We start from the raw sequence: 24,144 nt of genomic DNA, 5'->3' as shown, positions 1-24,144 counted from the left end.
TATTTGAACTGTCAAATTGGCTGGCCTGTATGGGTGAAACAGTGACGATCCAGAAAAATTGGCAAGAACTGATTCGGCCGAACAAGCTCCAGGTGTCCCCCGGCAGCGATCCCTCGCGTTTCGCGACCATCGTCGCCGAGCCGCTCGAGCGCGGCTTCGGCCAGACCCTCGGCAACGCCCTGCGCCGCATCCTGCTCTCCTCGCTTCAGGGCGCGGCAGTGCAGTCGGTGCATATCGACGGCGTGCTGCACGAGTTCTCCTCGATTGCGGGCGTCCGTGAGGACGTCACCGACATCGTGCTCAACATCAAGGACATCTCGATCAAGATGCAGGGCGAAGGCCCCAAGCGCATGGTCGTGAAGAAGCAGGGGCCGGGCGTCGTCACCGCCGGCGACATCCAGACCGTCGGCGATGTCACCGTGCTCAACCCGGACCTGCAGATCTGCACCCTCGACGAGGGCGCGGAGATCCGCATGGAGTTCACGGTCTCGACCGGCAAGGGCTACGTGCCCGCCGAGCGCAACCGCCCCGAGGATGCGCCGATCGGTCTGATCCCGGTCGACAGCCTCTACTCGCCGGTCCGCAAGGTCTCCTACAAGGTCGAGAACACCCGCGAGGGCCAGATCCTCGACTACGACAAGCTGACCATGACGATCGAGACCAACGGCGCGATCTCGCCGGATGACTCGGTGGCCTACGCCGCGCGCATCCTGCAGGATCAGCTCAACGTCTTCGTCAATTTCGAAGAGCCGCGCAAGGAAGTCGCCCAGGAGATCATCCCGGACCTCGCCTTCAACCCGGCCTTCCTCAAGAAGGTGGACGAGCTCGAGCTGTCGGTGCGTTCGGCCAACTGCTTGAAGAACGACAACATCGTCTATATCGGCGACCTCGTGCAGAAGTCGGAAGCCGAAATGCTCCGCACCCCGAACTTCGGCCGCAAGTCGCTGAACGAGATCAAGGAAGTGCTGGCCCAGATGGGTCTGCACCTCGGCATGGAAGTGCCGGGCTGGCCGCCGGAGAACATCGACGAGCTCGCCAAGCGCTTCGAAGATCACTACTGATCGACTTCACCGTGACGGCCGGGCTCTCCGGCCGTTATTTTCATGGGCGAACGCAGGCAGCCCACCTGAGCAACATGTCCGACGAACCGTCGCGGCAGTTTTAAAGTAAGGACTACACACATGCGTCACGGCAAGGTTCATCGGAAGCTCAACCGCACCGCCGAGCACCGCAAGGCGATGTTCGCCAACATGGCGGCCGCACTGATCAAGCACGAGCAGATCGTCACCACGCTGCCCAAGGCCAAGGAGCTTCGCCCGATCGTCGAGAAGCTCGTCACCCTCGGCAAGAAGGGCGGCCTGTCGCTGCGCCGCCAGGCGATCGCGGAGCTGCGCGACGTCGACATGGTCAAGAAGCTGTTCGACACGCTCGCGACCCGCTACAAGGACCGCCAGGGCGGCTACACCCGCATCATCAAGGCCGGCTTCCGCTACGGCGACAACGCCGCGATGGCCGTGATCGAGTTCGTTGATCGCGACGTCGACGCCAAGGGCCAGGATTCGGGTCCGGTGCAGGAGAAGGAAGCCGAGGCGGCGTAAGCCGGATCGGCAGATACGGATTGAAAACGGCGCCCTTCTGGGCGCCGTTTTTGTTTCGAGGAATAGGGCGCGTCGGAAGGACTATTCCTCCTTGATCCCCGCCTTTTGCGCGATGTCCTTCATTTCAGCGGTCTCCTTGCCGATGGCTCCCGCCCAATCGCTGTAGCGCGCAAAGCCGGGCTCGAACCCGACCTTGGCGAAGCGTTCGGCCACGGATGGGCTGTTGATCGTATCCTCCAGCGTTGCCGTCAGCTTGTCACGAACGGCCGGCGGCAGCCCCTTGGGCGCGACCACCGCGCCCCATGAGGCGAAGTCGATGTTGCCATAGCCGAGCTCGGCGAGCGTCGGCACGTCAGGCAGGAACGGCGTCCGCTTGGCCGAGAACACGGCGAGCACTTTGACGGTGCCTGCCTCGATCTGCGGCTTCACGGCGATCACTGTGTCGACGTGGTACTGAATGTGCTTGCCGATAAGGTCGTTCATCGCCGGCGCACTGCCCTTGTAGGGCAGGTGGACCATCTTGATTCCGGCGGCCGATTTGAACAGCTCGCCGGCGAAATGCGAGACGGTCGCAACGCCGAACGACGCCAGCGACAGCTTGTCGGGATTGGCCTTCGCCTCGGTGACGAGCGCAGCCACGTCTTTGATCGGGTTGTCCTTGTAAGTGACCAGCGCCAGCGTGATCTTGCCCACCTGACCGAGCGGCTCGAAATCCTTGGCCGCGTCGTAAGGCACGCTTTCTTTGACGGCCGCCGGCAGCGTGAAGCTCGAATTCGAGCTGAAGAACACGGTGTATCCGTCGGGCGCCGAGCGCGCGACTTCCTTGGCCGCGATCGTGGTGCCGCCACCGGGGCGGTTCATGATGATCACGGGCTTGCCGAGACGCGTCTCCAGTTCGCCGCCAATGATGCGCGCGACCACGTCGGAGGCGCCGCCGGGCGGGAAGGGGACGATCAATTGCAATGGTTTTTCCGGATAGACCGCTTGGGCCTGCGCGAGAGAATTGCCGCTGATCAGACCCAGCAACCCGAGCGCAACAGTGAGGGCCGTTCTTTTCATCGCAAGGTCCTTCCGTGTTCACATGAGCAGAAGAGCTCGGTCAGGCTTAGCAATAATCGTTCCAGCCGCGACAGGGGCATACGAGGCGCCATGTCGCTGCCGGAACAGCTCGTGATCGTCACTGATTGGTGAGCGCCAATTGCGGCCCAATCCGCCACGTCCGATATCCCCGTCATCGTTCTGATGGAGATACTACATGAACATCGACCTTTCGGGAAAAACTGCACTGGTGACCGGCTCGACCGCTGGCATCGGCCACGCCATCGCCAAGGGCCTCGCCGCTTCCGGCGCCAGCGTCGTGATCAACGGTCGCGGCCGGGACAAGGTCGATGCGGCCGTCCGCAAGCTGGAAGGGACCGGCGCCAAGGTCCGCGGCATCGCCGCCGACGTCTCGACGGCGGAAGGCTGCAAGGCACTCGTGGCGGCGCTTCCCGAAATCGACATCCTCATCAACAATGCCGGCATCTTCGAACCGAAGGAGTTTTTCGAGATTCCCGACGAGGACTGGACGCGCTTCTTCGAGGTCAACGTAATGAGCGGCGTGCGGCTGTCGCGCGCGTACATGAAGGGCATGCTGAAGCGCAACTGGGGCCGCATCGTCTTCATCTCCTCGGAGTCCGGACTCAACATTCCCGTCGAGATGATTCATTACGGCATGACCAAGACGGCCCAGCTCTCGGTTGCGCGCGGGCTCGCGCAGCTCACCCGCGGCACCGGCGTCACCGTCAATTCCGTGCTGCCGGGCCCGACCATGTCGGAGGGCGTCGAGACGTTCGTGAAGGATCTGGCGAAGCAGAGCGGCCAATCGGTGGACGAAGCCGCTGCCAATTTCGTCAAGCAGCATCGTCCGAGCTCGCTGATCCAGCGCTTCGCCAGCGTGGAGGAGATCGCCAACATGGTGGTCTACATTGCGTCGAGAGAGGCGTCCGCGACCAACGGTGCGGCGCTGCGCGCGGAAGGTGGTATCGTCAACACCATCGCTTGAGGCCGTGCATGACAGCCTATGTGATTTCCGAAGTCGAGATGCGCGATCCCGATGGATTTGAAGCCTATCGTACGCTCGCCGCGAAAACGATCGCGCAATACGGCGGGCGTTATCTCGTCCGCGGCGGCAAGGCCGAACTCGCCGAAGGCAATCTTCCGCCGAAGGCCATCATCATCGTCGAATTCCCGTCGATGGCGAGGCTGAAGGAATGGTACGCCTCGCCGGAATATGCCGAGGCGCTGAAGCTGCGGCAGACGGCGCTGGAGCGGCGGCTGCTGTTCGTCGAGGGGGCGAGGGAAACGTAGGGTGGGTTAGCCGAAGGCGTAACCCACCGCTGTGTGTTTCCGCAGAGATAGAAGAGGTGGGTTACGCCCTGCGAACCGCGCTTCGCGCAGTCGCAGGGCTAACCCACCCTACGCACCGACATTGTAGCTGCTACCACCCCTCCAGCACGATCTTGCCGCGCGACTTGCCGCTCTCGAGCAGCGCGTGGGCGCGCTTGAGGTTGGCCGCATTGATCGTGCCAAAGGTCTGGTCGAGCGTGGTGCGCAACACGCCCTTGTCGATGAGGTCGGCGACGTCATTGAGCAGGCGATGCTGCGCGATCATATCAGGCGTCTGGAACGACGAGCGCGTGAACATCGATTCCCAGTGCACCGAGATCGCCTTGCCCTTGAATGTGCTCATGGCGAATTCCGGCGGATCGTCGATCAGGCCGAACTTGCCCTGCGGTGCCATGACCTCCGCGATCGCCTTGTAGTGCTGGTCGGTGAAGGTGAGGCTCGCGACCAGCGCGACCGGGGGCAACTTGAGCTTCTCGATCTGCTCCTTCATCGGCTTACCGTGGTCGATCACCGCATGCGCGCCGAGATCGAGGCACCATTTTTGCGACTCCGGCCGCGTCGCGGTCGCGAGCACGGTCAGCCCGGTGAGACGACGCGCGAGCTGGATCAGGATCGAGCCGACGCCGCCAGCGCCGCCGATGATCAGCAGCGTGCGCGGATCGACGCTCTTGCCGGGGACCGCGCCCAGCCGGTCGAACAGCAGCTCCCAGGCGGTGATGGAGGTGAGGGGAAGGGCGGCCGCTTGCGCGAACGACAGGCGCTTCGGCTTGTTGCCGACGATGCGCTCGTCGACCAGGTGGTATTCCGAGTTGGTGCCCTGGCGCAGGATCGAGCCTGCGTAAAACACTTCATCGCCCGGCTTGAACAGCGTGACGTCGGGGCCGACGGCATCGACCACGCCGGCCGCGTCATAGCCGAGGATCTTCATCTCGCCCTCGGGCGGGGCGGCGCGCTTGCGCACCTTGTAATCGACCGGATTGGCCGAAATCGCTTTCACGGCGACGCGGATGTCACGCCCTCCGGGCTCGGGTTTTGCGGTCTCGAAATCGATCAGTGAATCCGCGTCCTCGATCGGAAGCGATTTCTTGTAGCCGACGGCCTTCATGGCTTGTCTCCATCAGATGGCTTTGTTCGCCCGCCATCCTAACTGTCGCTCTGGCCCCGATTTGGCAAGTACTGTAAATTCGGGGATATAGTCCCTGTTTGGATACTATTGGAAAAACACGCATGAAACGGCGCAATTTTGCCCGGCGCCCGGGCTGCTCGGTCGAGGCGACGCTGGATCTGATCGACGGCAAGTGGAAGGGCGTGATCCTCTATCACCTCCAGAGCGGCACTCAGCGCTTCGGCGAACTGCGCCGCCGGATGCCCGGCATCACCCAACGCATGCTGACCAAGCAGCTGCGCGCGCTGGAGGAGGACAAGCTCGTCATCCGCAAGGTCTATGCCGAGGTGCCGCCGCGCGTTGAGTATTGCCTCTCCGAGCTCGGCGAGAGCCTCAGGCCCGTGATCGATATCCTGAAGGCCTGGGGCGAGAACCACCAACAGCGGCTGTCCTGCGCGCCCGCGCCGGTGGCCGCGAAGAAGCCCAAGCGCGCGGCGTGATGGGATGAAGACGCCGGCTTTTTTTACCGCTCCCCAGCGGGGGTAGGGCTATCGCATATGGCGTGAATAATGCTTCGGCATCGGCAGTGGGCTCCCTCTCCCGCTTGCGGGGAGGGCGGGGTGGGGGTGCCTCCGCGTCGGGATTGTCGAGAATTGCGGAGGCGATCCCAGTGCGGTGAGAGCCCTCACCCGCCGCGCTCGGGACGATGCTTCGCATCGCCCGGGACGCGTCGGCCTCTCCCGCAAGCGGGAGAGGCGGAGCAAACTCGCGGGTGGTCCCCGCGAAATGCATATGCGATAGCCCTACCAGCGGGGAGAGTTCGAATTGCATCTGGCGATGCGCAAGCATCGTCCAGTGCAATTCGGGTGAGGGGGCGCCGCATCCTCGATGAGCGTAACGCCTCACCCGCGCCGGAGCCTGTCATCGGGCGCGCCTTTGGCGCGATCCGTTGGGCGCGACCTCTCCCAATGGGGCCCAATGGGAGAGGTGTAGAGTCTCAGAATGCAAACTGCGTGCGCATCGCCACCGCGTCGAACTTCGAGCCGACATCGGCGGTCGAGATCGGCGAGGCCTGCCGCGACACCGTTCCGTGCAGATAGTCGAGCATGAAGCGGACGTTGCCGTTGACGTACCAGTTCAGCGCGAGCGTATAGACGGTCTGCCGGCCGCCGGCGATGCCGGTCGCTGCTCCCAACTGATTGTTGAGATCGATCGTCGAGAAGCGTCCCGCGATCTCCCACGCGCCCCAGCCGCCACCGTCGAGCGAGAACGGATGCGCCGGCTTGACACCGCTATAGGCGGCGTTCGCAGCATTGTAGGTCCGGCCTTCGCCCGTCAGCACGTAGCCGGCCTGGGCGTAGCCGCCCTGGAATTTCAGGCTCGGTGCACCAACCAGCGGCACGCCGGTGTTGGCCGTGCGATCGACATTGTACCAGAAGTACTCGCCCTGGACGATGAAGGGTCCGTAGGTCGCCGCCGCCTCGACGCTGTAGACCTGCGCGCCCGAGGCATTGGCGATGGCGCCGGTGGAGATCAGCGTGGTCGGGTCGAGACGCAATTCCGGGCGATCGCTGAGCGTGACCGTCTGCGTGTTGGCGATCAGGTTGCGCGGCGGCTGGATCAGCCATTGCGCGTCGGCGCCGATATGCACCGAGTAGTCCTTGCCGCTGATCGGATTGCCGGCCACGCGCGCCACGGCGCCATATTGCTCGCTGGTGCCGGCTGGCGCCGCGCTCGAGGCGGAGTGGATCGCACCGGTCGACGGTCCCGTGACATAGCCGCCGATCCAGAGCTGGTCGTTGAACCAGCGCGCACCGGCTGCCGAGCGGAAGTCACCGGCGGCGATATTGGTTGCAATCACGCCGGGCGAGGCGCGCTCCATGAACATGATGTCGTTGGAGCTCGTGGCTTCGTCCATGGTGTAGGGCAGGTCCATGATGCCGGCCTCGATCGCCATTCGTCCGCCGAACGGCTTTAGGCCGGTATAGCTGAGATAGGCATTCTCGACGCCGGAGACGCCACCGCCCGGAAGGGATCCCGGCGCGGCGCCGCCAAATCCGTCGGATGAGCCGCCGAAGTCGTAGACCAGCGCGAAGTTCCAGTCGTTGAAGAACTTGCCGGTGACGCCGATGCGCGCGCGGCGAACGTTCTGGCCGCTGTCGAGCTTCTGCGGCACGGTCGCCGCGGTGTCGGGACGATAGTCATAGCCGCCGACATCCCAATGCAGGCGGCTGGTGATGGCGACGCAGTTCGCCTGGTCGGCGGTGCAGATGGTTGGCCGGTTGTTCGGCATCGTCACGACGACGCCGGAGGCCGGCGCCGGTCCCTTGACCGGGATCGCCGCATTGGCGTTGGCAACCGCGGCCTTTGCCTCCGAGCGCGCCTCGGCCTTGGCTTCAGCCTTCGCTTCGGCTCTGGCTTTCGCCGTGGCCGCCGTGTTCGCTGCGGTCTGACTCTGGAGCTTGTCGAGCTTCTGCTCCAGCATCTTCAATTGCTGTTTCAGCAGCGCGATCTCCTGCTCGCTGCTGCTTGCCGATTGGGCCTGGGCCTGCGAGGCCGCCAGCGCGCCGGCGAGTCCAATCGCCGTGGCTGCAATTCTTGTCCTGCTCACGTCATGACTCCATCGTTTGACGAACTTCCCCAAGTCGCAACGGGAGAGCCTAGGTATGATCGATGACTGCCCCGCGACGCTGCGCCCGGTTGCGCGGTTCCCACTGATGCCAATTCGCCGCAACCGAATCCGCTCGACACCACAATGCTGGATGACGAGCATCATGCCAATCCACCGCTCTGGCAAATTGCCGATTCGCACGCTGTGCTTGCATCTCGGACACACTGGAAAGGGGCTGAATATTGCCGCCTGGCGCCCTTCTATTGGCGGGCGAACGCGCCTATATTCCGGCGTCTTTTCCAAGAGGTAGGAATGTTTCGATCGACCTGGACCGCCGTCGCCACGGCCTTGTGCATAGCGTTTTCAGCCCATTTCAATCCGACTGCTGCGCAGGACCGCCGGGTCCCGTCGTCGCCGGCCGAGTTGCGGCTGTCCTATGCACCGATCGTGCAGCGTGTGCAGCCGGCCGTCGTCAACGTCTATGCCGCCAAGGTGGTGCAGAACGGCAATCCACTGCTCGACGATCCGATCTTCCGTCGCTTCTTCGGCGTGCCGGGCCAGCAGCCCGAGCAGATGCAGCGTTCGCTCGGCTCCGGCGTCATCGTCGATGCCTCCGGCCTCGTCGTCACCAACGTCCATGTCATCGAGGGCGCGGACCAGGTGAAAGTGTCATTGTCGGACAAGCGCGAGTTCGAGGCCGAGATCCTGCTGAAGGATTCCCGCACCGATCTCGCCGTGCTTCGCCTGAAGGACACCAAGGAGAAATTCCCGACCCTCGACTTCACCAATTCCGACGAATTGCTGGTCGGCGACGTCGTGCTCGCCATCGGCAATCCCTTCGGCGTCGGCCAGACCGTGACCCACGGCATCATCTCGGCGCTGGCGCGGACGCAGGTCGGCATCACCGACTACCAGTTCTTCATCCAGACCGATGCGGCGATCAATCCCGGCAATTCCGGCGGCGCCCTGGTCGACATGAGCGGCAGGCTCGCCGGCATCAACACCGCGATCTATTCGCGCTCCGGCGGCTCGCAAGGAATCGGCTTTGCCATTCCCGCCAACATGGTGCGCGTCGTAGTCGCTTCCGCCAAGAGCGGCGGCAAGGCGGTGAAGCGGCCGTGGCTGGGGGCGAGGTTGCAGGCGGTGACGCCCGAGATCGCCGAGAGTCTCGGCCTGCGCTCGCCGACCGGTGCGCTGGTCGCAAGCGTGGTGCCGAATGGCCCCGCGGCGAAGGCCGGCCTGAAATCCTCCGACCTCATCACCGGGATCGACGGCCAGACCGTGGATGATCCCAACGCCTTCGATTACCGCTTCGCGACCCGTCCGCTCGGCGGCACCGCGCAGATCGACGTGCAGCGCGGCAGCAAGCCGGTCAAGTTGACGGTGGCACTGGAGACCGCGCCGGACACCGGCCGCAACGAGCTCGTCGTCACCGCGCGCTCGCCGTTCCAGGGCGCGAAGGTCTCGACCATCACGCCGGCCGTCGCCGACGAGCTGCATCTGGATGCCGACACCGACGGCGTCGTGATCACCGATATCGGTGGCGATACCGCGGCCGCAAGTGTCGGCTTCCAGAAAGGCGACGTCATCCTGGCGGTCAACAATCAGAAGATCAGCAAGACCGGCGACCTCGAGAAGGCCGCGGGTGAACGGCCCCGGATCTGGCGCATCACGCTGGTGCGCGGCGGCCAACAGATCAACGTCACGCTGGGCGGATGAGTCCGAAGCGACCACAGGAGACGCCAACCCTCTTCGCCGCGGCGGGGCTCGATCATGATGCTCCGCATCCGCTGCCGGATCGGCTGCGTCCGCGCGCCTTGTCGGAGGTCGTCGGCCAGGACCACATCCTCGGTTCCGACGGTGCGCTGACGCGCATGCTGGAAACGCGCACGCTCGGCTCACTCATCTTCTGGGGGCCGCCCGGCACCGGCAAGACCACGGTGGCGCGGCTGTTGGCGGATGCGACCGATCTGCATTTCGAGCAGATTTCCGCGGTATTCTCCGGCGTCGCCGACTTGAAGAGGGCGTTCGATGCCGCGCGGTCCCGCCGGGAGATGGGTAAGGGCACGCTGCTGTTCGTCGATGAGGTGCATCGCTTCAATCGCGCCCAGCAGGATTCGTTTCTGCCCGTGATGGAAGACGGCACGGTGGTCATGGTCGGCGCCACCACCGAGAATCCGTCGTTCGAGCTCAACGCGGCGCTTCTGTCGCGCGCGCGGGTGCTGGTGTTTCGCTCGCTCGACGCGGCCGCGATCGAAAAGCTGTTCGCGCATGCCGAGGAGGTCGAAGGCCGCAAGCTGCCGCTCGATGCCGAGGCGCGCGCGGTGCTGGTGCGCATGGCCGATGGCGATGGCCGCGCCTCGCTGACGCTCGCCGAGGAAGTCTGGCGCGCCGCGCGCAAGGATGAGATCTTCAACGCTGCGCAGTTGCAGGAGATTTTGCAACGCCGCGCCCCGATCTACGACAAGTCGGCCGACGGCCATTACAACCTGATCTCGGCGCTGCATAAGTCGGTGCGCGGCTCCGATCCCGATGCCGCGCTGTATTACCTCGCGCGCATGATCGATGCCGGCGAGGATCCGTTGTTCCTGGCCCGCCGCGTCGTGCGTATGGCGGTCGAGGACATCGGTCTTGCCGATCCGCAGGCCCTGGTCATCGCCAACGCCGCCAAGGATGCTTTCGACTTTCTGGGTCACCCAGAGGGCGAGCTCGCCATCGCACAGGCCGTGGTCTATCTCGCCACCGCGCCGAAATCGAACGCGGTCTATACCGCCTTCGGCACGGCGATGCAGGTGGCAAAGCAGGCCGGCTCGCTGCTGCCGCCCAAGCACATCCTCAATTCCCCGACCAAGCTGATGAAGTCTGAAGGCTACGGCTCCGGCTACGAATACGACCACGACGCGCCGGATGCCTTTTCAGGCCAGGACTATTTCCCGGAAGCCCTCGGCCGCCAGACCTTTTACGACCCGCCCGAGCGCGGTTTCGAGCGCGAGATCAGGAAGCGGCTGGATTACTGGGCCAAGCTGCGCAAGGAGCGGGGCGGCTGAGGCCAAATCGCCATTTCGTCGTGACGAAACGGCACTTTTGGGCTAGGCAGGCAGCCATGAGCCGCCGCATCAAGAGAACCAACCAAGAGCCCCGCTCGCGTGATCAGCGCAAGGAGGCGCGCCCGTTCAAGGCGCGCAGCGCGAAGAAGGCCGGACCGCGTCCGGGCGGTAAGCCCGGTGCCAAGCCGCCGCGCTTTGCGGGAGAGCGCGCCGAGCGGCGTGCGCCCAAGGCCGCAATAGAAAAGCCCACGCCGGCAAAGCCCGTCGAGGCATTGCTGCCGACCAAGGTGCAGACCGTCACCGTGACGGCCGACGAGAACAACATGCGCGTCGACCGTTTCCTCGAAGCGCGCTTTCCCGGTCTGTCGTTCTCCCACATCCAGCGCGTCGTGCGCAAAGGCGAGTTGCGTGTCGACGGCAAACGCGTCGACAGCAAGGATCGCCTGGAGGAGGGGCAGAGCGTCCGCATTCCGCCGCTCAAGCTCGACACGCCGAAGACGGCTGGCCCTCTGTCGGAAGCCGCGCAGAAGACGCTTGCCGCGCTGAAGGAGATGACGATTTGGGAGGACGACGACGTGCTCGTCCTCAACAAGCCCGCCGGCCTTGCCGTGCAGGGCGGCTCGGGTATGACGCGGCACATCGACCAGATGCTGGAGGTGATGCGCGATTCCAAGGGCCAGAAGCCGCGCCTCGTGCACCGTATCGACAGGGAGACGTCGGGCTGTCTCTTGATCGCCAAGACGCGCTTTGCCGCCTCGCATTTGACCGGCGCGTTCCGGTCGCGCTCGGCACGAAAGGTCTATTGGGCGCTGGTGCCGGGCCTGCCGAAACCGAAGCAGGGCCGCATCTCGACCTTCCTCGCGAAGGAGGAGGGCGAGGACGATACCATCATGCGCATCGCCCAGCATGGCGACGAGGGCGCCAGCCACGCGGTGACGTACTACGCGATGGTCGAGACCGCCGGCAACAAGCTGACCTGGGTGTCGCTGAAGCCCGTGACGGGCCGCACCCATCAACTCCGTGCCCATATGGCCCATATCGGCCATCCCATCATTGGCGATCCCAAATATTTCAACATCGAGAACTGGGAGCTGCCGGGCGGCTTGCAAAACCGGCTGCATCTCCTGGCACGCCGGATCGTCATCCCGCATCCACGCGGCGGCGTGATCGACGCCACCGCGCCGCTGCCGCCACACATGCAGCAATCGTGGAATCTGCTCGGGCTCGATGCAAGCCGGTTTGATCCGATCGAGAACGCGCCGGAGGAGTAGGGCTAGGCGCCACGGCCAGCCAAAGCCCGGCGAACAGGGCCGCAATGCCCGCAAGTTCCCTTCTGCCAGCCGCTCGCTTTATCGGCCGCCGCTCTTATCTTGAAAGCTTAGCATTCAGCGACCGGGACCGAAGACTCAACATGCGCGAATTGTTCGAAGAAGCTGCGGGGCAACCCCCGCCGGATCCGCGGGAATCGGCGCGCGCCTCCGCGCGCACGTCCCCGCGCAAGCGCTTCTACAACGAGGCCGGCGCAGGCGAGGCCGAGGGCGGCTTCGCCATCACCCTCGACGGCAAGCCGATCCGCACGCCCACCGGGCGTCAGGTGGTGATCCCCTCGCGCGACCTCGCCGATGCGGTTGCTGCCGAATGGGCTGCGCAGGGCGAGACGATCGATCCCGTGACCATGCCGCTGACGCGGATCGCCAACAGCGTGGTCGAGGGTGTGATCGACCGGGTTGATCTCGTCAGCGACGATCTCGCAAAATACTTCGAGACCGACCTGTTGTTCTATCGCGCCGGCCACCCCGAAGGGCTGGTCGCCCGCGAGGCCGCGCATTGGGACCCCGTGCTGTTCTGGGCCGCGGAGTCGCTGGGCGCGCATTTCATCCTGTCCGAGGGCATCATGCATGTGAAGCAGCCGGACGAGGCGCTGAAGGCAGCCCGCGCCGCGCTGCCAAGAGATGCCTGGTCGGTCGCCGCGCTCCATGTGGTGACCACCCTGACCGGCTCGGCGCTGCTCGCGCTGGCGCTGGCCCATGGCGCGCGCGATGCTGGCCAGGTCTGGGCCGCCGCCCATGTCGATGAGGACTGGAACATCGACCAATGGGGCGTGGACGAGGAAGCGGCCGCTCGCCGGGCCACGCGCCTGCGGGATTTCGAGGCCGCCGTGGCGGTCTTGGCCGCGGTGAAGCCGCAAGCGGCCGAAGGTCCTTAACGAGAGGTTTACGACGGCGCCTTAGGGTGGGATGGCATTCCCTGGGCTGCCTCAAGATGCCGACGCCGATAAGCTCGATCGTTCCTGTCAGCGCCGCCAGCTCGGTGGCTGATGCGACGACGCCCGATCTCGTGCTTCAGGCCGGCAGCGTCGTCGACGCCAAAGTGGTCGGCGTGCTCGCCGACAATCTGGTGCGGATCGCGATCGCGAACCTCTCGATGGACGTGATGTCGGAAGTGGTGCTGACCCCGGGGCAGAATCTCCAGCTCGCGGTGTCGCAAAACGACGGCACCATCCGGCTCGCGGTCGTCGGCGGGACAGGCGGGGCGGCGTCCGATCAGATTGCGCTGACGCCGGCTGCGGCCTCGCTGGTGGAGAGCCCGCCGCTTGCGCCATCGGCGAGCGCGGCGCGCAATACGTTGACTCCACTGGAGCAAGTCGCCGTCACCGTGGCGTCCGCCGAGGCCGTGACCAGGCAAGGCAGCCAGGCGCCGCTGTTTGCCAATCTCGCAGCGGTGGTCACCAGCAGCGATTTGCCGGCGGGGCTGAAGCAGGCCGTGCTGGACGTGCTGGCGCAGCAGACGCCGCTCAACGCCGGGCTCGATGGCGGCGATATTGAATCCGCCTTCCAGAAATCGGGGCTGTTCCTCGAGGCTTCGCTGGCCGCCGGCGCGCCCCCGTCATCCGGTGCAGTGCCGGATTTGAAAGCGGCGCTGCTGGTGTTGCGACAGACGCTGACCACGATTGAGACGGCCGCGCCGCCGACCCAGGGCGCCATGATTCCGACTGGCGCCACGGCGACACCGCAGGTCGTTGCCGCCCCGGCCCAGGCAGCAGGCGAGGCCACGCAGGCCGCATTGCCGTCAACCGAACCCGAAATCGCCCAACCGCTGCAACCGCCGCGCAGCGCCAATCCCACGGCTGCGGGGCTCGCCGACATCGCTGGCGGCGCTGCACAGGCCGCGATGCCCAGGACCATGTCCCCAGGCCTTGCCGCCAGCCTCTTGCAGGAGATGACGCAAAACCTGCCGCGAATGATCGGCAACATGCCCGGCTCCAGCAAGGCCGTGCCGGATGGCCACATCTTCGAGGCGGCCACCCACGCGACCACGCCACCGCCGTTCCGCGGCGCATTGCCGGCGCCCCAATCCATCGCCTCGCCATCGCTGGCGCCCGATACGCCGCTGGCCGCCACCGTGCACCGCCTGCTCGACGACACCGATGCCGCGATCGCGCGGCAGACATTGTTGCAGGTCGCTTCGCTTCCCGATCGCATCGATGCTTCCGGCCACCGTATCGACCCGGCCGTGCCGCAATGGAATTTCGAGATTCCCTTCGCAACCCCGCAGGGCACCGCGATGGCGCAGTTCGAGATCTTGCGCGATGGCAGCAATGAATCCGCCGATCCCGCCACGCGTGCCTGGCGCGCGCGCTTCTCGCTCAATGTCGAGCCGGCCGGCCCGGTGCACGCGCTGATCACGCTGAGTGGCGACAAGACTTTTGTGCGGATGTGGGCGGAGCGGCCGGCGACGGCACAGCAGCTCCGAGCCGGCGTCGGTGAGCTCAGCCAGGCATTGTCCAGAGCCGGGCTCAAGCCTGGTGATATCATCGTGCGCGACGGCACCCCGCCGCAGGCCGCGCCGGCTCGCGCCGGCCATTTCCTGGATCGCGCCACATGAGCGACCCATCCAAGCTCGCGATTGCCCTGCATTATGAGAAGGGCACCAACGCCCCGGTTGTCGTCGCCAAGGGCAAGGGCACGATCGGCGAAAAGATCGTCGAGATCGCCAAGGCCCATGACATTCCGATCGAGGAGAACGAGGTTTTGGCCGGCGCACTCTCCAAGGTCGAGCTCGGCGAGGAGATCCCGCCGGACCTCTACAAGGCCGTCGCCGAAGTGCTGGTGTTCGTGCTGCGGCTGTCGCGGGGGCGCTGAACGCTGTCATCGTTTCACCACGTGGGGGCTGCATGGTTGCGGCCACTTTCATCGATTAGCGGATACCACCCTTGATCACCCGTCGTTCCACCCTCGGCCTGCTCGCCGCAGCCGCCACCCTGCCGTCACGCGCGCTCGCTCATGTCGCCCCGCCGCGCAACGAAATCCGCGACAGCTTGGCCAAACGCTTCACCGATCTCGGCACATCAGGCAGCTTCGTCGGCTACAAGGTCGAGGACTATCTGATCGTCGCCAGCGACAAGGAGCGCTCGGGCGAGGGGAAGCTGCCGGCCTCGACCTTCAAAATTCCGAACTCGTTGATTGCGCTCGAGACCGGCGTGGTCGCTGACCCCGACAAGGACGTGTTTCCCTGGGACGGCGTGAAGCGGCCGATCGAGGCTTGGAACAAGGACCACACACTACGCAGTGCGATCGCAGTCAGCGCGGTGCCGGTCTATCAGGAGATCGCGCGCCGCATCGGCCAGGAGCGCATGCAGAAATATGTCGACGAATTCGACTACGGCAATCGCGATATCGGCGGCGGCATCGACCAATTCTGGCTCACCGGCGCCCTGCGCATCGATCCGGTCGAGCAGGTCGACTTCGTCGACCGGCTGCGGCGCCGTGCGCTGCCGATCAGCAAGCGCAGCCAGGATCTCGTCTGCGACATCCTGCCGGTGACCAAGGTCGGCGATAGCATCATCCGCGCCAAGTCGGGCCTCTTGGGCGCCGAACGCGGCGAGCCCTCGCTCGGCTGGATGGTCGGCTGGGCCGAGAAGGGCGAGGCGCACACCGTGTTCGCGCTCAACATGGATTGCCGCGAGCCGCGTCTCATCAGTGAGCGCATGCCGCTGACGCAAGCCTGCCTTGCCGAGATTGGCGCGATCTAGCGCTACCGCGCTGGCGCCGCTCAACTAGCATCCTCCCGCCAAGGAAAAACCGGGAGGATAACAATGAACTCAACGCCGCTCTGGCTGTCGTCGCTCACGCTTGCGGCAGCTGCCGGCTGGCTCGGCGCCACGATGTTCGCCGGCCCCGCCACCAGCAAGGAGCCACGCTTTCCGCAGCTCACCATGGATCAGCTGGACGCCAGGCAGAAGCCGCTCGGCGAACAGATCATGAAGGTGTCGAGCGTCGGCATCGGCGGGCCCTACAATCCGATGATCCGCAGTCCCGTGCTCGGCCAGCGCCTGTTCGACCTGTTCCACTACCTGCGCTGGGAGACCTCGGTCCCGGTCAAGCTCAACGAGTTCGCGATCCTGATCATCGGGCGGCAGTGGCGCTCGCAGGTGGAATGGTACGCACACGCGCCGCTGGCGGCGAAGGCGGGCCTGTCGGCCGATATCATCTCAGAGCTGAGGGCCAACAAGCGGCCCTCGAAGATGGCCGATGACGAGGCGGTGGTCTACGATTTCGTCACCGAGCTCACCACCATCAAGAAGGTCACCGACGAGACTTACGCGCGCGCGAAGAAGGTGTTCAACGACCAGCAGATCGTCGACCTCACCGCAGTCGCCGGCAATTACGTGATGGTGGCGATGCTGCTTGCCATGGCGGAGGAGACCGTGCCGCCGGACAAGCAGGAACCGTTTAGGCCGGGTGAGCCGTAGGGCTCGTTATTGCGAGCGCAGCTCTCTCCACGCGTCATTGCGAGCGTAGCGAAGCAATCCAGAGTCCCTCAGCGGGAAGATTCTGGATTGCTTCGCTGCGCTCGCAATGACGGGGGCGTAGGGTGGGCAGCTCTCAGGCGGGATCGGCCGTTTTCTTCCCCGTCAGCGCCTGGTCGATCGCAAAGCCGCCGATCTCGCTCATCGCCTGCGAGATCACGTCGCCGCGTCTAGCAAAGCCGTTCGAGAGATACTCGAACTGCGTCCGCGCCAGCCGCAGCACCTCGATCGGCACGGAGACCACGGTCTCGTTGAAACTGTCGACAGAGGCGCGCAGCGTGTCGAGCTCCGTGCTGAGCTTGCCGATATGACTCTCGGCATCTTGCATCAGGCCAAGCAGCTTGCCGCGCTCGGCATCGAATGCGGCTCGCTGGGCCGCGCTCGCTGCGGTGACCTCGGCGAGCTGTGCCCGCAGCGCTGCGATCTGGCTCACCATGGCATCGCGAGCAAGCTCCGCGGCCTCGCGCAGCTCGGTGTTGCGCGTGCTTTCGACCTGCTGCTCGTGATAGAGCCGCTCGGCCGACATCGCCCGCTGTGCCAGAGATACGATCAGGCTTGCGGCACGCAGCAGCATCTCGCCGTTCCGTCCCGACACCATGCTGGCCATGCGCCGCAGGAAGTCGATGGTTTCCGACGATGAGTTCGGCGGCAGGGGGACGACCGTCGCGGACATCTCAGTGATGCTTGCGTGATGCTCGAGCCGAGGCGTAATGACCGCCGCCGTACCGACTGGGCTCACGCAACATTCGGCGCCTGATCGTGAGCTTGAAGCAAGCCTGAATCGGCTGGCCTGGTCAACTGGGCCGGACCACCAAATTTGCAGGCCGCGCGCGGGTCAGGCATCCTTCTGCCGGCCGATCCGCCCCAGATGGGTGAAGCCGAACCCCGCGGAATATTTCAGGCCATAGCCGAGCGCCCGGTCGATGCCGATATGGGCGAGCCAGATCAAGGCGATGGACAGGGTCAAAGGCGAGGCGAGGCCGAAGCCAAGTGTCAGCAGCGACACCGGCGCCATGTAGCTGTGGGCGGCATTGTAGACCAGTGCGCCGAGTTTGGCGTCGGAGAGGTATGCCAGGAAGCTCAGGTCGGGGACGAGGAAGAGCAGGGCAAACACTAGCCAGGAGCCGTCCCACGCCCAGTAGAGCATCACCATGCCAGCGAACAGGGTGAGGCCCTCCAGCCGCAGCAGGATGTTGACACCGCCCGTCGCCGCACCAGTCTCGGCCGTTCCTTCGTCCATGCTCGCCTCCCAGGCAAAACTTTGTAATCCCTCACGCTTTCAGCCCGGACAGGGCAGCCCTGCGAGGTCGAAAGGCGCTTTCCGGCCCGCAAAATGCCGTGTTAGAACCCCGCATCACTTAAGAACTGGCGGGAGCAAATGAAACACATCCTGGACGCCCTTGAAGATCGTCGTGCCGGTGCCAAGCTCGGCGGCGGGGAGAAGCGCATCGAGGCGCAGCACGCCCGCGGCAAGCTGACGGCGCGCGAGCGCATCGAGCTCTTGCTCGACAAGGGATCGTTCGAGGAATTCGACATGTTCGTCGAGCATCGCTCCACCGAGTTCGGCATGGAGAAGACCAAGGTGCCGGGCGATGGCGTCGTCACCGGGTGGGGCACCGTCAACGGCCGCAAGACCTTCGTCTTCGCCAAGGATTTCACCGTGTTCGGCGGTTCTCTCTCGGAAACGCACGCGCTGAAAATCACAAAGCTCCAGGACATGGCGATGAAGGCGCGGGCGCCCATCATCGGTCTCTATGACGCCGGTGGCGCCCGCATCCAGGAAGGCGTCGCCGCGCTCGCCGGCTATTCCTACGTGTTCCGCCGCAACGTGCTCGCCTCGGGCGTGATCCCGCAGATATCAGTCATCATGGGCCCCTGCGCCGGCGGCGACGTCTATTCGCCGGCGATGACCGACTTCATCTTCATGGTGAAGAACACCAGCTACATGTTCGTCACCGGCCCCGACGTGGTGAAGACCGTCACCAACGAGGTCGTCACCGCCGAAGAGCTCGGCGGCGCCTCGGTGCACGCCACGCGCTCCTCGATCGCCGACGGTGCGTTCGAGAACGACGTCGAGACGCTGCTGCAGATGCGCCGTCTGATCGACTTCCTGCCGTCCAACAACACCGACGGTGTGCCGGAATGGCCGAGCTTCGACGACATCGGCCGGGTCGACATGTCGTTGGACACGCTGGTCCCCGACAATCCGAACAAGCCCTACGACATGAAGGAATTGATCCTGAAGGTCGTGGACGAGGGCGATTTCTTCGAGATCGCGGAGGCCTTCGCCAAGAACATCGTCACCGGCTTTGGCCGCATCGCGGGGCGCACCGTCGGCTTCGTCGCCAACCAGCCGATGGTGCTGGCCGGCGTGCTCGACAGCGACGCCTCGCGCAAGGCGGCGCGCTTCGTACGCTTCTGCGACGCCTTCAACATCCCGATCGTCACCTTCGTCGACGTGCCGGGCTTCCTGCCGGGCACCGCGCAGGAATACGGCGGCCTGATCAAGCATGGCGCGAAGCTCTTGTTCGCGTACTCGCAATGCACGGTGCCGCTGGTGACCATCATCACCCGCAAGGCCTATGGCGGCGCCTTCGACGTCATGGCCTCCAAGGAGATCGGCGCCGACATGAACTACGCCTGGCCGACCGCCCAGATCGCAGTGATGGGCGCCAAGGGCGCGGTCGAGATCATCTTCCGCTCCGACATCGGCGACCCCGACAAGATCGCGGCGCGAACCAAGGAATACGAAGACCGTTTCCTGTCCCCCTTCATCGCCGCCGAGCGCGGCTACATCGACGACGTCATCATGCCGCACTCGACGCGGAAGCGCATCGCGAGGGCGCTGGCGATGCTGAAGGACAAGAAGACGGAAATGCCGGCGAAGAAGCACGACAATTTGCCGTTGTGAGAAAGATGTCGCCCGGATGAGCGTAGCGACATCCGGGTTCTTCCTCAGGTCCCGCATGTCGCTTCGCTCATGTGGGCAACTGGTTTCTTCTGATTTGGTATCCTTGATCCAATGATCGAAGACGATCCGAGCGACGAAATCTCAGATATCGAGGATCGGATCGAAGCGCTCGCCGAGATCGCCGAGCGCTGCCGGAAGTACATCCTGGCCTCCAAGATCGCGATCGGCGGCGGTGCGACGCTGCTCTTGATCACGATCCTCGGCCTGTTCGGGACCGGCCAGACCGCCGCGCTTGGGTCGATCGCGCTGGTGCTGGGCGGGATCGTGTCGCTCGGCTCGAATGTCAGCACGTTGCGGCAGACGGACGAGGCCATCAGTGCCGCGGAGGCGCGTCGTTCGGCGCTGATTGGCAGCATCGACCTGCGCGTCGTCGCGGATGCGCCGATGAAGCTGGTGTGACGCGCCGCATCCACGGTGCGTAGGGTGGGTTACGCCCAGCGGACTGCGCTTCGCGCAGCCGCAAGGCTAACCCACCCTACGAGATCCCGCGCGCCTTATCCGCCGCAGCAAAATGCGCCATCTGGTCCGCACGGGCCTTCGCAAAGGCTGGGCGGGCCGTGGCCCGGGCGAGGTAAGCACGGCAGGCCGGGTGGTTCGCCAGTCCCTCGAAGCGGTCGACGGGGCGCAGCACGTCCGACATCAGAATGTCGGCGACGGAGAAGGACCCCGCCAGCCATTCGCGGCGGGCCAGCACCAGTTCGAGATGCTTGAGGCGAACCTCAAGGAACCCGTCCAGGAATTTCCATGCCGGCGTGTCGTCCGCATTGCCCATGAACTTCAGCATCGCCCAGGGCAGACTCGCCATCTCCACCGAATTGAGCGCGGCGAACACCCATTTCGTCGCCTCGACGCGGCCGCGCGGATCTGACGGCATCAGCTTGTCGCTGCGCTCGCCGAGATGCAGCAGGATCGCGCCGCTCTCGAAGATCGAGAGGTCGCCGTCGGTCAGCCACGGCACCTGGCCGAAGGGCTGGTGCGCGAGATGCGCGGGGCCGCGGTCGTCGAATGGCACGCTTGCGACGCGATGGGGCAAGGCGGCTTCTTCGAGCGCCCAGCGCACACGGAGGTCGCGCACGAAACCTCTGGGCATCTCGGGAACCCAATCGAAGGTGGTCAGGGTGAGGTCGGCCATTTGGTGTCTCCGTGTCCTAGTTCAGATCAAGGACGCGCGAAGGGCGCACGTTCCGACACCGGTGCCAACTGTTTTTGTCGCCGGCCCATGAAGCGGCTAGTCTTGCCCCAAACAATGGGAGGAAACCCGATGCCATCAGCCTTCTTCGTCGTCCGCGCCATCGTCGCCGACGCGAGCAAGCGCGCCGCCTTCGACAGATGGTACGAGACGGAACATCTGCCCGACGCGGTGAAGGCGTTTGGCGTAGCCAAGGCCTGGCGGTACTGGAGCCTGGACAATCCCTCGCTGCACCAGGCCATGTATCAGTTCGATGACGAGACGAAGCTCGCCGCGATGCTGAAGGGTGATGCGCTCAAGCGCCTGACCGCCGACTTCAACCGCGACTGGCCCGATGTGACGCGCACGCGCGAGACGTTGGTGCTGGCGCAGGAGTTCGCGACGTAGGGCGGAGGGCTACGAATTCTCCAATTAATCTGATCACCTGATTCAGCTTTGGTTCATGTCGTGACCACGACACTTCTTCTGCATCACAGGCACGATGATCAAGAGGAAGAAGCCATGGAGCGCCGGAACTTTTTGAAACTTGCATTGGGGGTGACGGCGGGAGCCGCCGCCTTCGCTGCGACCGCGCAGGCCGCGCCGCTGTCACCGCAACCGGTCGCTGATCCCACCCGCACGCCGCAGAGCAGTTCCGATACTCATCCCGCAGTCACCACCAGCGAGGAAGCCGCGCTGGCGAAGCCTGAGCAGGTGCACTGGCGTGGGCGCGGCCGGCATTGGGGCTGGCGCCGCCGACACTGGGGTTGGCGTCGCCGGCGCTGGCATCGCCGTCATTACTGGTAAGCTCGCGACAATTCGCGAATTGGACGGGGATCGCCGCTGGCGGCCCCCGTTTCGATTCTGGAGCCGCTCCGATTCCACGGCGGACGAAAGTCGGCAGCGGCGATCCAAACGAAAATGGCCGCGCAGGTTGTCCCGCGCGGCCATTTTGCAAGGCGAAAGGATCAGAACGGACGGCAGCGGCCGGCGTACCAGCGGAAGCCGTAGGGGCACACGCGCGCGCGGGGCACCACGACGACCGGCGCCGGGGCGACCACGATGGGGCCGGGGCGCACCACGACCGGACCGCGCATCGGACGGCAGCCGCCATAGGGGCCGCGATACCAGCCGGGGCCGCAGCCGCCGGCGGCGCTGGCCGCCTCGCTGAAGCCGACGACTGCGCTGGCGAGCATGACGGCGGCGAACAGATATTTCATTTAATCTTCCTTCTGGTCCTTGGGGCAGGCTTAGGGGGACGGCGCTTGCGCGCACAATGAATCAAAAGACACGATTCGACACGCTAAACCTATGCGTGCCGACACGTCGCGATCCAAACCTGCCAATCATGACCTGAATGCGGCATGAACGCTCCTTCGCATACGGCTTCAGGCGACAGCGATGGCGCTAGACTCTTTGCTTGACGCGTTTTCTTTACGCGAACCGGTGTCCACTTCGCTCGAAAACGCTTTACTGGCCAAGAAAGCCCAGCACCAGCTCCCGATACTTCTCCGGCGCCTCCAGGAAGACGAGATGGCCGGTGTCCGGGATCACCTCGGCCCGCGCATTCGGCATCTTCGCGGCAAACGCTTTGGCGAGTTCGGCGTTCTGTCCCATCTTGGCGCGCAGCGCCTCCGGCGCGTTCGGCCGTCCCGGAGCGTTGTGATCGTCGGCCCCCATCACGAACAGCGTGGGCAGCGTGATAAGCGGAATCTCGTGCGCCACCGGCTCGCGATAGATCATCTGGCCGGAGCTGACGAAAGCGCGCAGCCAGCGCGGATAGTCGGGGCTGCCCTTGATGTTGAAACGGGCATCGACGAACGGCGTGATCGCCTCCGGCGGCAGCTTGATCGCATAATTGGTCTGCAGCTGCTTGCGGTAGCCCTCCGCGGTGAGCTTGTCCTCGGTCTCGATCATTTTCTCGGTCGGCGTCGGCGGCACGTAGAGGCGGTAGTCCTCCAGTCCGATCGGTGCGGTCAGCACCAGATGGGCGATGCGATCCGGATAGGCGCGGGCGATGCGCACGCCCAGCATGCCGCCGAGCGAGTGGGCGACGATGTCGGTCTTGTCGATCTTGAGATGATCGAGCAGCGCAATCGTGTTGCGCGCCAGCGTGTCGAAGTGAAGCTCGCCGTCCGGCTTGGATGATTTGCCGAAGCCGATCTGGTCCGGCACGACGACGCGATAACCCGCCTCGCTCAGCATCTTGATTACGGGGCCCCAGTAGCTCGACGGGAAATTGCGCCCGTGCAGCAGCACGACGGTGCGGCCGTTCGGCCGTGCGGGGGACACGTCCATATAGGCCATGCTGAGCTGCTCGCTGTCATTGACGAGCGGCAAGAGGTGCACGGCATAGGGATAGGCAAAGCCTTCGAGCGCGATGCCATAGGGCTCGCGCGGCGCGGTGTCGGCGGCGCGGGATGCAAACGGGATGCTGAAGAGGGCGGCAGCGAGTGCGGCCGCGAAGATGCGGTTCATTGAGGTCTCCGGTGTGCCCGGGCAAAAGCGCGAAGCGCGTCTTCGCGAACTTGTCCCGGGCATCCACGTGCCAGCCGCATTAAAGACGTGGCTTGCCGGGTCAAGCCCGGCCATGACGAGAGGGGGAGTTCACACGGGATTGTGTGCCGTCACGCAGCTTGCGTGATCAGTCCTTGCCATTCCCGAACAGCGCGGCGAACTGCTTCTCGCCGGTGCGGGTGAAATTCACGACGCGGCTGCCGGGCGTGGCGTCGCGCGCGGCCCATTTGAGTTCGGCGAAGCGCTGCATCATGGCGGCCCCCAGCGTGCCGGCGAGATGATGCCGCCGCTCGCTCCAGTCGAGACAGGCCTTGCACACCGGGCGGCGCGGATGGGTGAGCATGTCGGGCGAGATCTGCAAATGCTTGGCGAGGAAGCGCTCGCCCTCGGCCGTCAGCTCGATCTCCTGCTTCTTCTGCCTGATCAGCTGTCGCGCGCGCATGGTGTCGAGCATCTGCACGCCGAGATCGCCGGCGAGATGATCATAGCAGATCCGCGCACGCCGCAGCGCCGGATCTTTCGGCCCGGTGCGCACGCGCATGTGGCCGGTCCGCGCGGCAAGCCCCGCCAGGCCTTCGAGCACGCCGGCGACGTCGTCGTCGGTGAGGCGGTAGTAGCGGTGCCGGCCCTGCTTCTCCGGTTCGACGAGGCCGCCGGCCTCGAGCTTCGACAGGTGCGAGCTCGCAGTCTGCGGCGTGATGCCGGCCTCCTGCGCCAATTCGCTGGCAGTGAGCGCGCGGCCGTTCATCAGCGCGGTCAGCATGTTGGCGCGGGCGGGATCGCCGACCAGCGAAGCGACCATGGCGATGTCAGGCCCTGATTTCATGCTTCGATGGTAGCCGAAGCATTGCGGTAGGGCAAGGGCGTAGTCTCTCACGGCGTCGTCATTGCGAGCGCAGCGAAGCAATCCAGAGATGTTTCCGCGGAGGG

26 protein-coding genes are annotated in these 24,144 nt (G+C 65.0%); 17 read left to right on the top strand and 9 right to left on the bottom strand.

Features of this window, described 5'->3' with window-relative positions:
- The first annotated feature begins 29 nt into the window (after window positions 1-29).
- Window positions 30-1,061 carry a DNA-directed RNA polymerase subunit alpha gene (locus LRP30_RS24250; RefSeq protein WP_091894736.1) on the top strand — a complete coding sequence of 344 codons (1,032 nt, stop codon included), beginning with the start codon at window positions 30-32 and terminating at the stop codon, window positions 1,059-1,061.
- 120 nt (window positions 1,062-1,181) lie between these two features.
- A complete protein-coding gene (rplQ, locus tag LRP30_RS24245; protein WP_080137232.1) occupies window positions 1,182-1,598 on the top strand; it encodes a 50S ribosomal protein L17 in 417 nt (138 codons plus the stop codon).
- Window positions 1,599-1,679: 81 nt separating this feature from the next.
- On the opposite strand, the gene LRP30_RS24240 is transcribed toward rplQ, so the two are convergent.
- Window positions 1,680-2,657 carry a tripartite tricarboxylate transporter substrate binding protein gene (locus LRP30_RS24240; RefSeq protein WP_128940590.1) on the bottom strand — a complete coding sequence of 326 codons (978 nt, stop codon included), beginning with the start codon at window positions 2,655-2,657 and terminating at the stop codon, window positions 1,680-1,682.
- A gap of 196 nt (window positions 2,658-2,853) precedes the next feature.
- Between LRP30_RS24240 and LRP30_RS24235 the strand changes: the two genes are divergently transcribed.
- Window positions 2,854-3,642 carry an SDR family oxidoreductase gene (locus tag LRP30_RS24235; RefSeq protein ID WP_249756535.1) on the top strand — a complete coding sequence of 263 codons (789 nt, stop codon included), beginning with the start codon at window positions 2,854-2,856 and terminating at the stop codon, window positions 3,640-3,642.
- A gap of 8 nt (window positions 3,643-3,650) precedes the next feature.
- Window positions 3,651-3,947, top strand: coding sequence for a DUF1330 domain-containing protein (locus LRP30_RS24230; RefSeq protein ID WP_249756534.1), 297 nt, complete (start codon window positions 3,651-3,653; stop codon window positions 3,945-3,947).
- Window positions 3,948-4,077: 130 nt separating this feature from the next.
- On the opposite strand, the gene LRP30_RS24225 is transcribed toward LRP30_RS24230, so the two are convergent.
- On the bottom strand, window positions 4,078-5,091 hold the full coding sequence (locus tag LRP30_RS24225; protein ID WP_128933141.1) for a zinc-binding alcohol dehydrogenase family protein: 1,014 nt from the start codon (window positions 5,089-5,091) through the stop codon (window positions 4,078-4,080).
- Between the two features lie 122 nt (window positions 5,092-5,213).
- Here LRP30_RS24225 and LRP30_RS24220 point away from each other — a divergent pair, with 122 nt between their 5' ends.
- Window positions 5,214-5,591, top strand: coding sequence for a helix-turn-helix domain-containing protein (locus LRP30_RS24220; RefSeq protein ID WP_128940594.1), 378 nt, complete (start codon window positions 5,214-5,216; stop codon window positions 5,589-5,591).
- A gap of 497 nt (window positions 5,592-6,088) precedes the next feature.
- Here LRP30_RS24220 and LRP30_RS24215 read toward each other — a convergent pair whose 3' ends face one another.
- The gene (locus LRP30_RS24215) at window positions 6,089-7,702 is read right to left on the bottom strand and encodes an OprO/OprP family phosphate-selective porin (protein WP_128940595.1); all 1,614 of its coding nucleotides are present in this window, start codon (window positions 7,700-7,702) and stop codon (window positions 6,089-6,091) included.
- Between the two features lie 312 nt (window positions 7,703-8,014).
- Between LRP30_RS24215 and LRP30_RS24210 the strand changes: the two genes are divergently transcribed.
- The 8 genes from LRP30_RS24210 to LRP30_RS24175 all read left to right on the top strand — a co-directional run bounded on the left by LRP30_RS24210 (window position 8,015) and on the right by LRP30_RS24175 (window position 16,501).
- Window positions 8,015-9,421: a DegQ family serine endoprotease gene (locus LRP30_RS24210; protein WP_249756533.1), complete on the top strand. Its 1,407-nt coding sequence runs from the start codon at window positions 8,015-8,017 to the stop codon at window positions 9,419-9,421.
- Window positions 9,418-10,749 carry a replication-associated recombination protein A gene (locus LRP30_RS24205; protein ID WP_249756532.1) on the top strand — a complete coding sequence of 444 codons (1,332 nt, stop codon included), beginning with the start codon at window positions 9,418-9,420 and terminating at the stop codon, window positions 10,747-10,749. Before LRP30_RS24210 ends, LRP30_RS24205 begins: the two co-directional genes overlap by 4 nt.
- A 56-nt stretch (window positions 10,750-10,805) precedes the next feature.
- Window positions 10,806-12,020, top strand: a complete 1,215-nt coding sequence (locus LRP30_RS24200) for an RluA family pseudouridine synthase (protein ID WP_128933145.1) — start codon at window positions 10,806-10,808, stop codon at window positions 12,018-12,020.
- 140 nt (window positions 12,021-12,160) lie between these two features.
- The gene (locus tag LRP30_RS24195) at window positions 12,161-12,955 is read left to right on the top strand and encodes an ATP12 family protein (protein WP_249756531.1); all 795 of its coding nucleotides are present in this window, start codon (window positions 12,161-12,163) and stop codon (window positions 12,953-12,955) included.
- Between the two features lie 56 nt (window positions 12,956-13,011).
- A complete protein-coding gene (locus LRP30_RS24190; RefSeq protein WP_249756530.1) occupies window positions 13,012-14,634 on the top strand; it encodes a flagellar hook-length control protein FliK in 1,623 nt (540 codons plus the stop codon).
- On the top strand, window positions 14,631-14,891 hold the full coding sequence (locus LRP30_RS24185; RefSeq protein ID WP_128933147.1) for an EscU/YscU/HrcU family type III secretion system export apparatus switch protein: 261 nt from the start codon (window positions 14,631-14,633) through the stop codon (window positions 14,889-14,891). The genes LRP30_RS24190 and LRP30_RS24185 overlap by 4 nt, the downstream gene beginning before the upstream one ends.
- Before the next feature lie 71 nt (window positions 14,892-14,962).
- Complete coding sequence (blaOXA, locus tag LRP30_RS24180) at window positions 14,963-15,781, top strand: class D beta-lactamase (protein ID WP_249756529.1); 819 nt, start codon at window positions 14,963-14,965, stop codon at window positions 15,779-15,781.
- Window positions 15,782-15,844: 63 nt separating this feature from the next.
- Window positions 15,845-16,501: a carboxymuconolactone decarboxylase family protein gene (locus LRP30_RS24175; protein WP_249756528.1), complete on the top strand. Its 657-nt coding sequence runs from the start codon at window positions 15,845-15,847 to the stop codon at window positions 16,499-16,501.
- Window positions 16,502-16,634: 133 nt separating this feature from the next.
- Here the strand turns inward: LRP30_RS24175 and LRP30_RS24170 are convergent, their stop codons facing one another.
- Together LRP30_RS24170 and LRP30_RS24165 are read right to left on the bottom strand one after the other, a co-directional pair.
- Window positions 16,635-17,231 carry a hypothetical protein gene (locus tag LRP30_RS24170; RefSeq protein WP_249756527.1) on the bottom strand — a complete coding sequence of 199 codons (597 nt, stop codon included), beginning with the start codon at window positions 17,229-17,231 and terminating at the stop codon, window positions 16,635-16,637.
- A gap of 162 nt (window positions 17,232-17,393) precedes the next feature.
- On the bottom strand, window positions 17,394-17,798 hold the full coding sequence (locus tag LRP30_RS24165) for a DUF4260 domain-containing protein (protein ID WP_091894706.1): 405 nt from the start codon (window positions 17,796-17,798) through the stop codon (window positions 17,394-17,396).
- A gap of 138 nt (window positions 17,799-17,936) precedes the next feature.
- Between LRP30_RS24165 and LRP30_RS24160 the strand changes: the two genes are divergently transcribed.
- Window positions 17,937-19,469: an acyl-CoA carboxylase subunit beta gene (locus tag LRP30_RS24160; protein ID WP_128933153.1), complete on the top strand. Its 1,533-nt coding sequence runs from the start codon at window positions 17,937-17,939 to the stop codon at window positions 19,467-19,469.
- 111 nt (window positions 19,470-19,580) lie between these two features.
- Entirely contained in the window at window positions 19,581-19,928 is a 348-nt protein-coding gene (locus LRP30_RS24155) for a hypothetical protein (protein ID WP_128933154.1), read from the top strand.
- A gap of 76 nt (window positions 19,929-20,004) precedes the next feature.
- Here LRP30_RS24155 and LRP30_RS24150 read toward each other — a convergent pair whose 3' ends face one another.
- Window positions 20,005-20,661, bottom strand: a complete 657-nt coding sequence (locus LRP30_RS24150; RefSeq protein WP_249756526.1) for a glutathione S-transferase family protein — start codon at window positions 20,659-20,661, stop codon at window positions 20,005-20,007.
- A 129-nt stretch (window positions 20,662-20,790) separates the two neighbouring features.
- Between LRP30_RS24150 and LRP30_RS24145 the strand changes: the two genes are divergently transcribed.
- Together LRP30_RS24145 and LRP30_RS24140 are read left to right on the top strand one after the other, a co-directional pair.
- A complete protein-coding gene (locus LRP30_RS24145) occupies window positions 20,791-21,105 on the top strand; it encodes a hypothetical protein (protein WP_249756525.1) in 315 nt (104 codons plus the stop codon).
- A gap of 114 nt (window positions 21,106-21,219) precedes the next feature.
- On the top strand, window positions 21,220-21,504 hold the full coding sequence (locus LRP30_RS24140) for a twin-arginine translocation signal domain-containing protein (protein WP_249756524.1): 285 nt from the start codon (window positions 21,220-21,222) through the stop codon (window positions 21,502-21,504).
- A 161-nt stretch (window positions 21,505-21,665) separates the two neighbouring features.
- Here LRP30_RS24140 and LRP30_RS24135 read toward each other — a convergent pair whose 3' ends face one another.
- From LRP30_RS24135 to LRP30_RS24125, 3 genes are all read right to left on the bottom strand, one after another.
- Window positions 21,666-21,917 carry a hypothetical protein gene (locus LRP30_RS24135; RefSeq protein WP_249756523.1) on the bottom strand — a complete coding sequence of 84 codons (252 nt, stop codon included), beginning with the start codon at window positions 21,915-21,917 and terminating at the stop codon, window positions 21,666-21,668.
- 250 nt (window positions 21,918-22,167) lie between these two features.
- A complete protein-coding gene (locus LRP30_RS24130) occupies window positions 22,168-23,175 on the bottom strand; it encodes an alpha/beta hydrolase (protein ID WP_249756522.1) in 1,008 nt (335 codons plus the stop codon).
- Between the two features lie 166 nt (window positions 23,176-23,341).
- Window positions 23,342-24,040 (bottom strand): ArsR family transcriptional regulator, encoded by a 699-nt coding sequence (locus LRP30_RS24125; RefSeq protein ID WP_164939827.1) that lies wholly within the window; start codon window positions 24,038-24,040, stop codon window positions 23,342-23,344.
- Window positions 24,041-24,144 lie beyond the last annotated feature (104 nt).

The sequence above is a fragment of the Bradyrhizobium sp. C-145 genome, assembly GCF_023375135.1.
GTDB classification, from domain to species: Bacteria; Pseudomonadota; Alphaproteobacteria; order Rhizobiales; family Xanthobacteraceae; genus Bradyrhizobium; species Bradyrhizobium zhanjiangense.
This window is presented reverse-complemented; position numbering and strand designations above follow the sequence as displayed.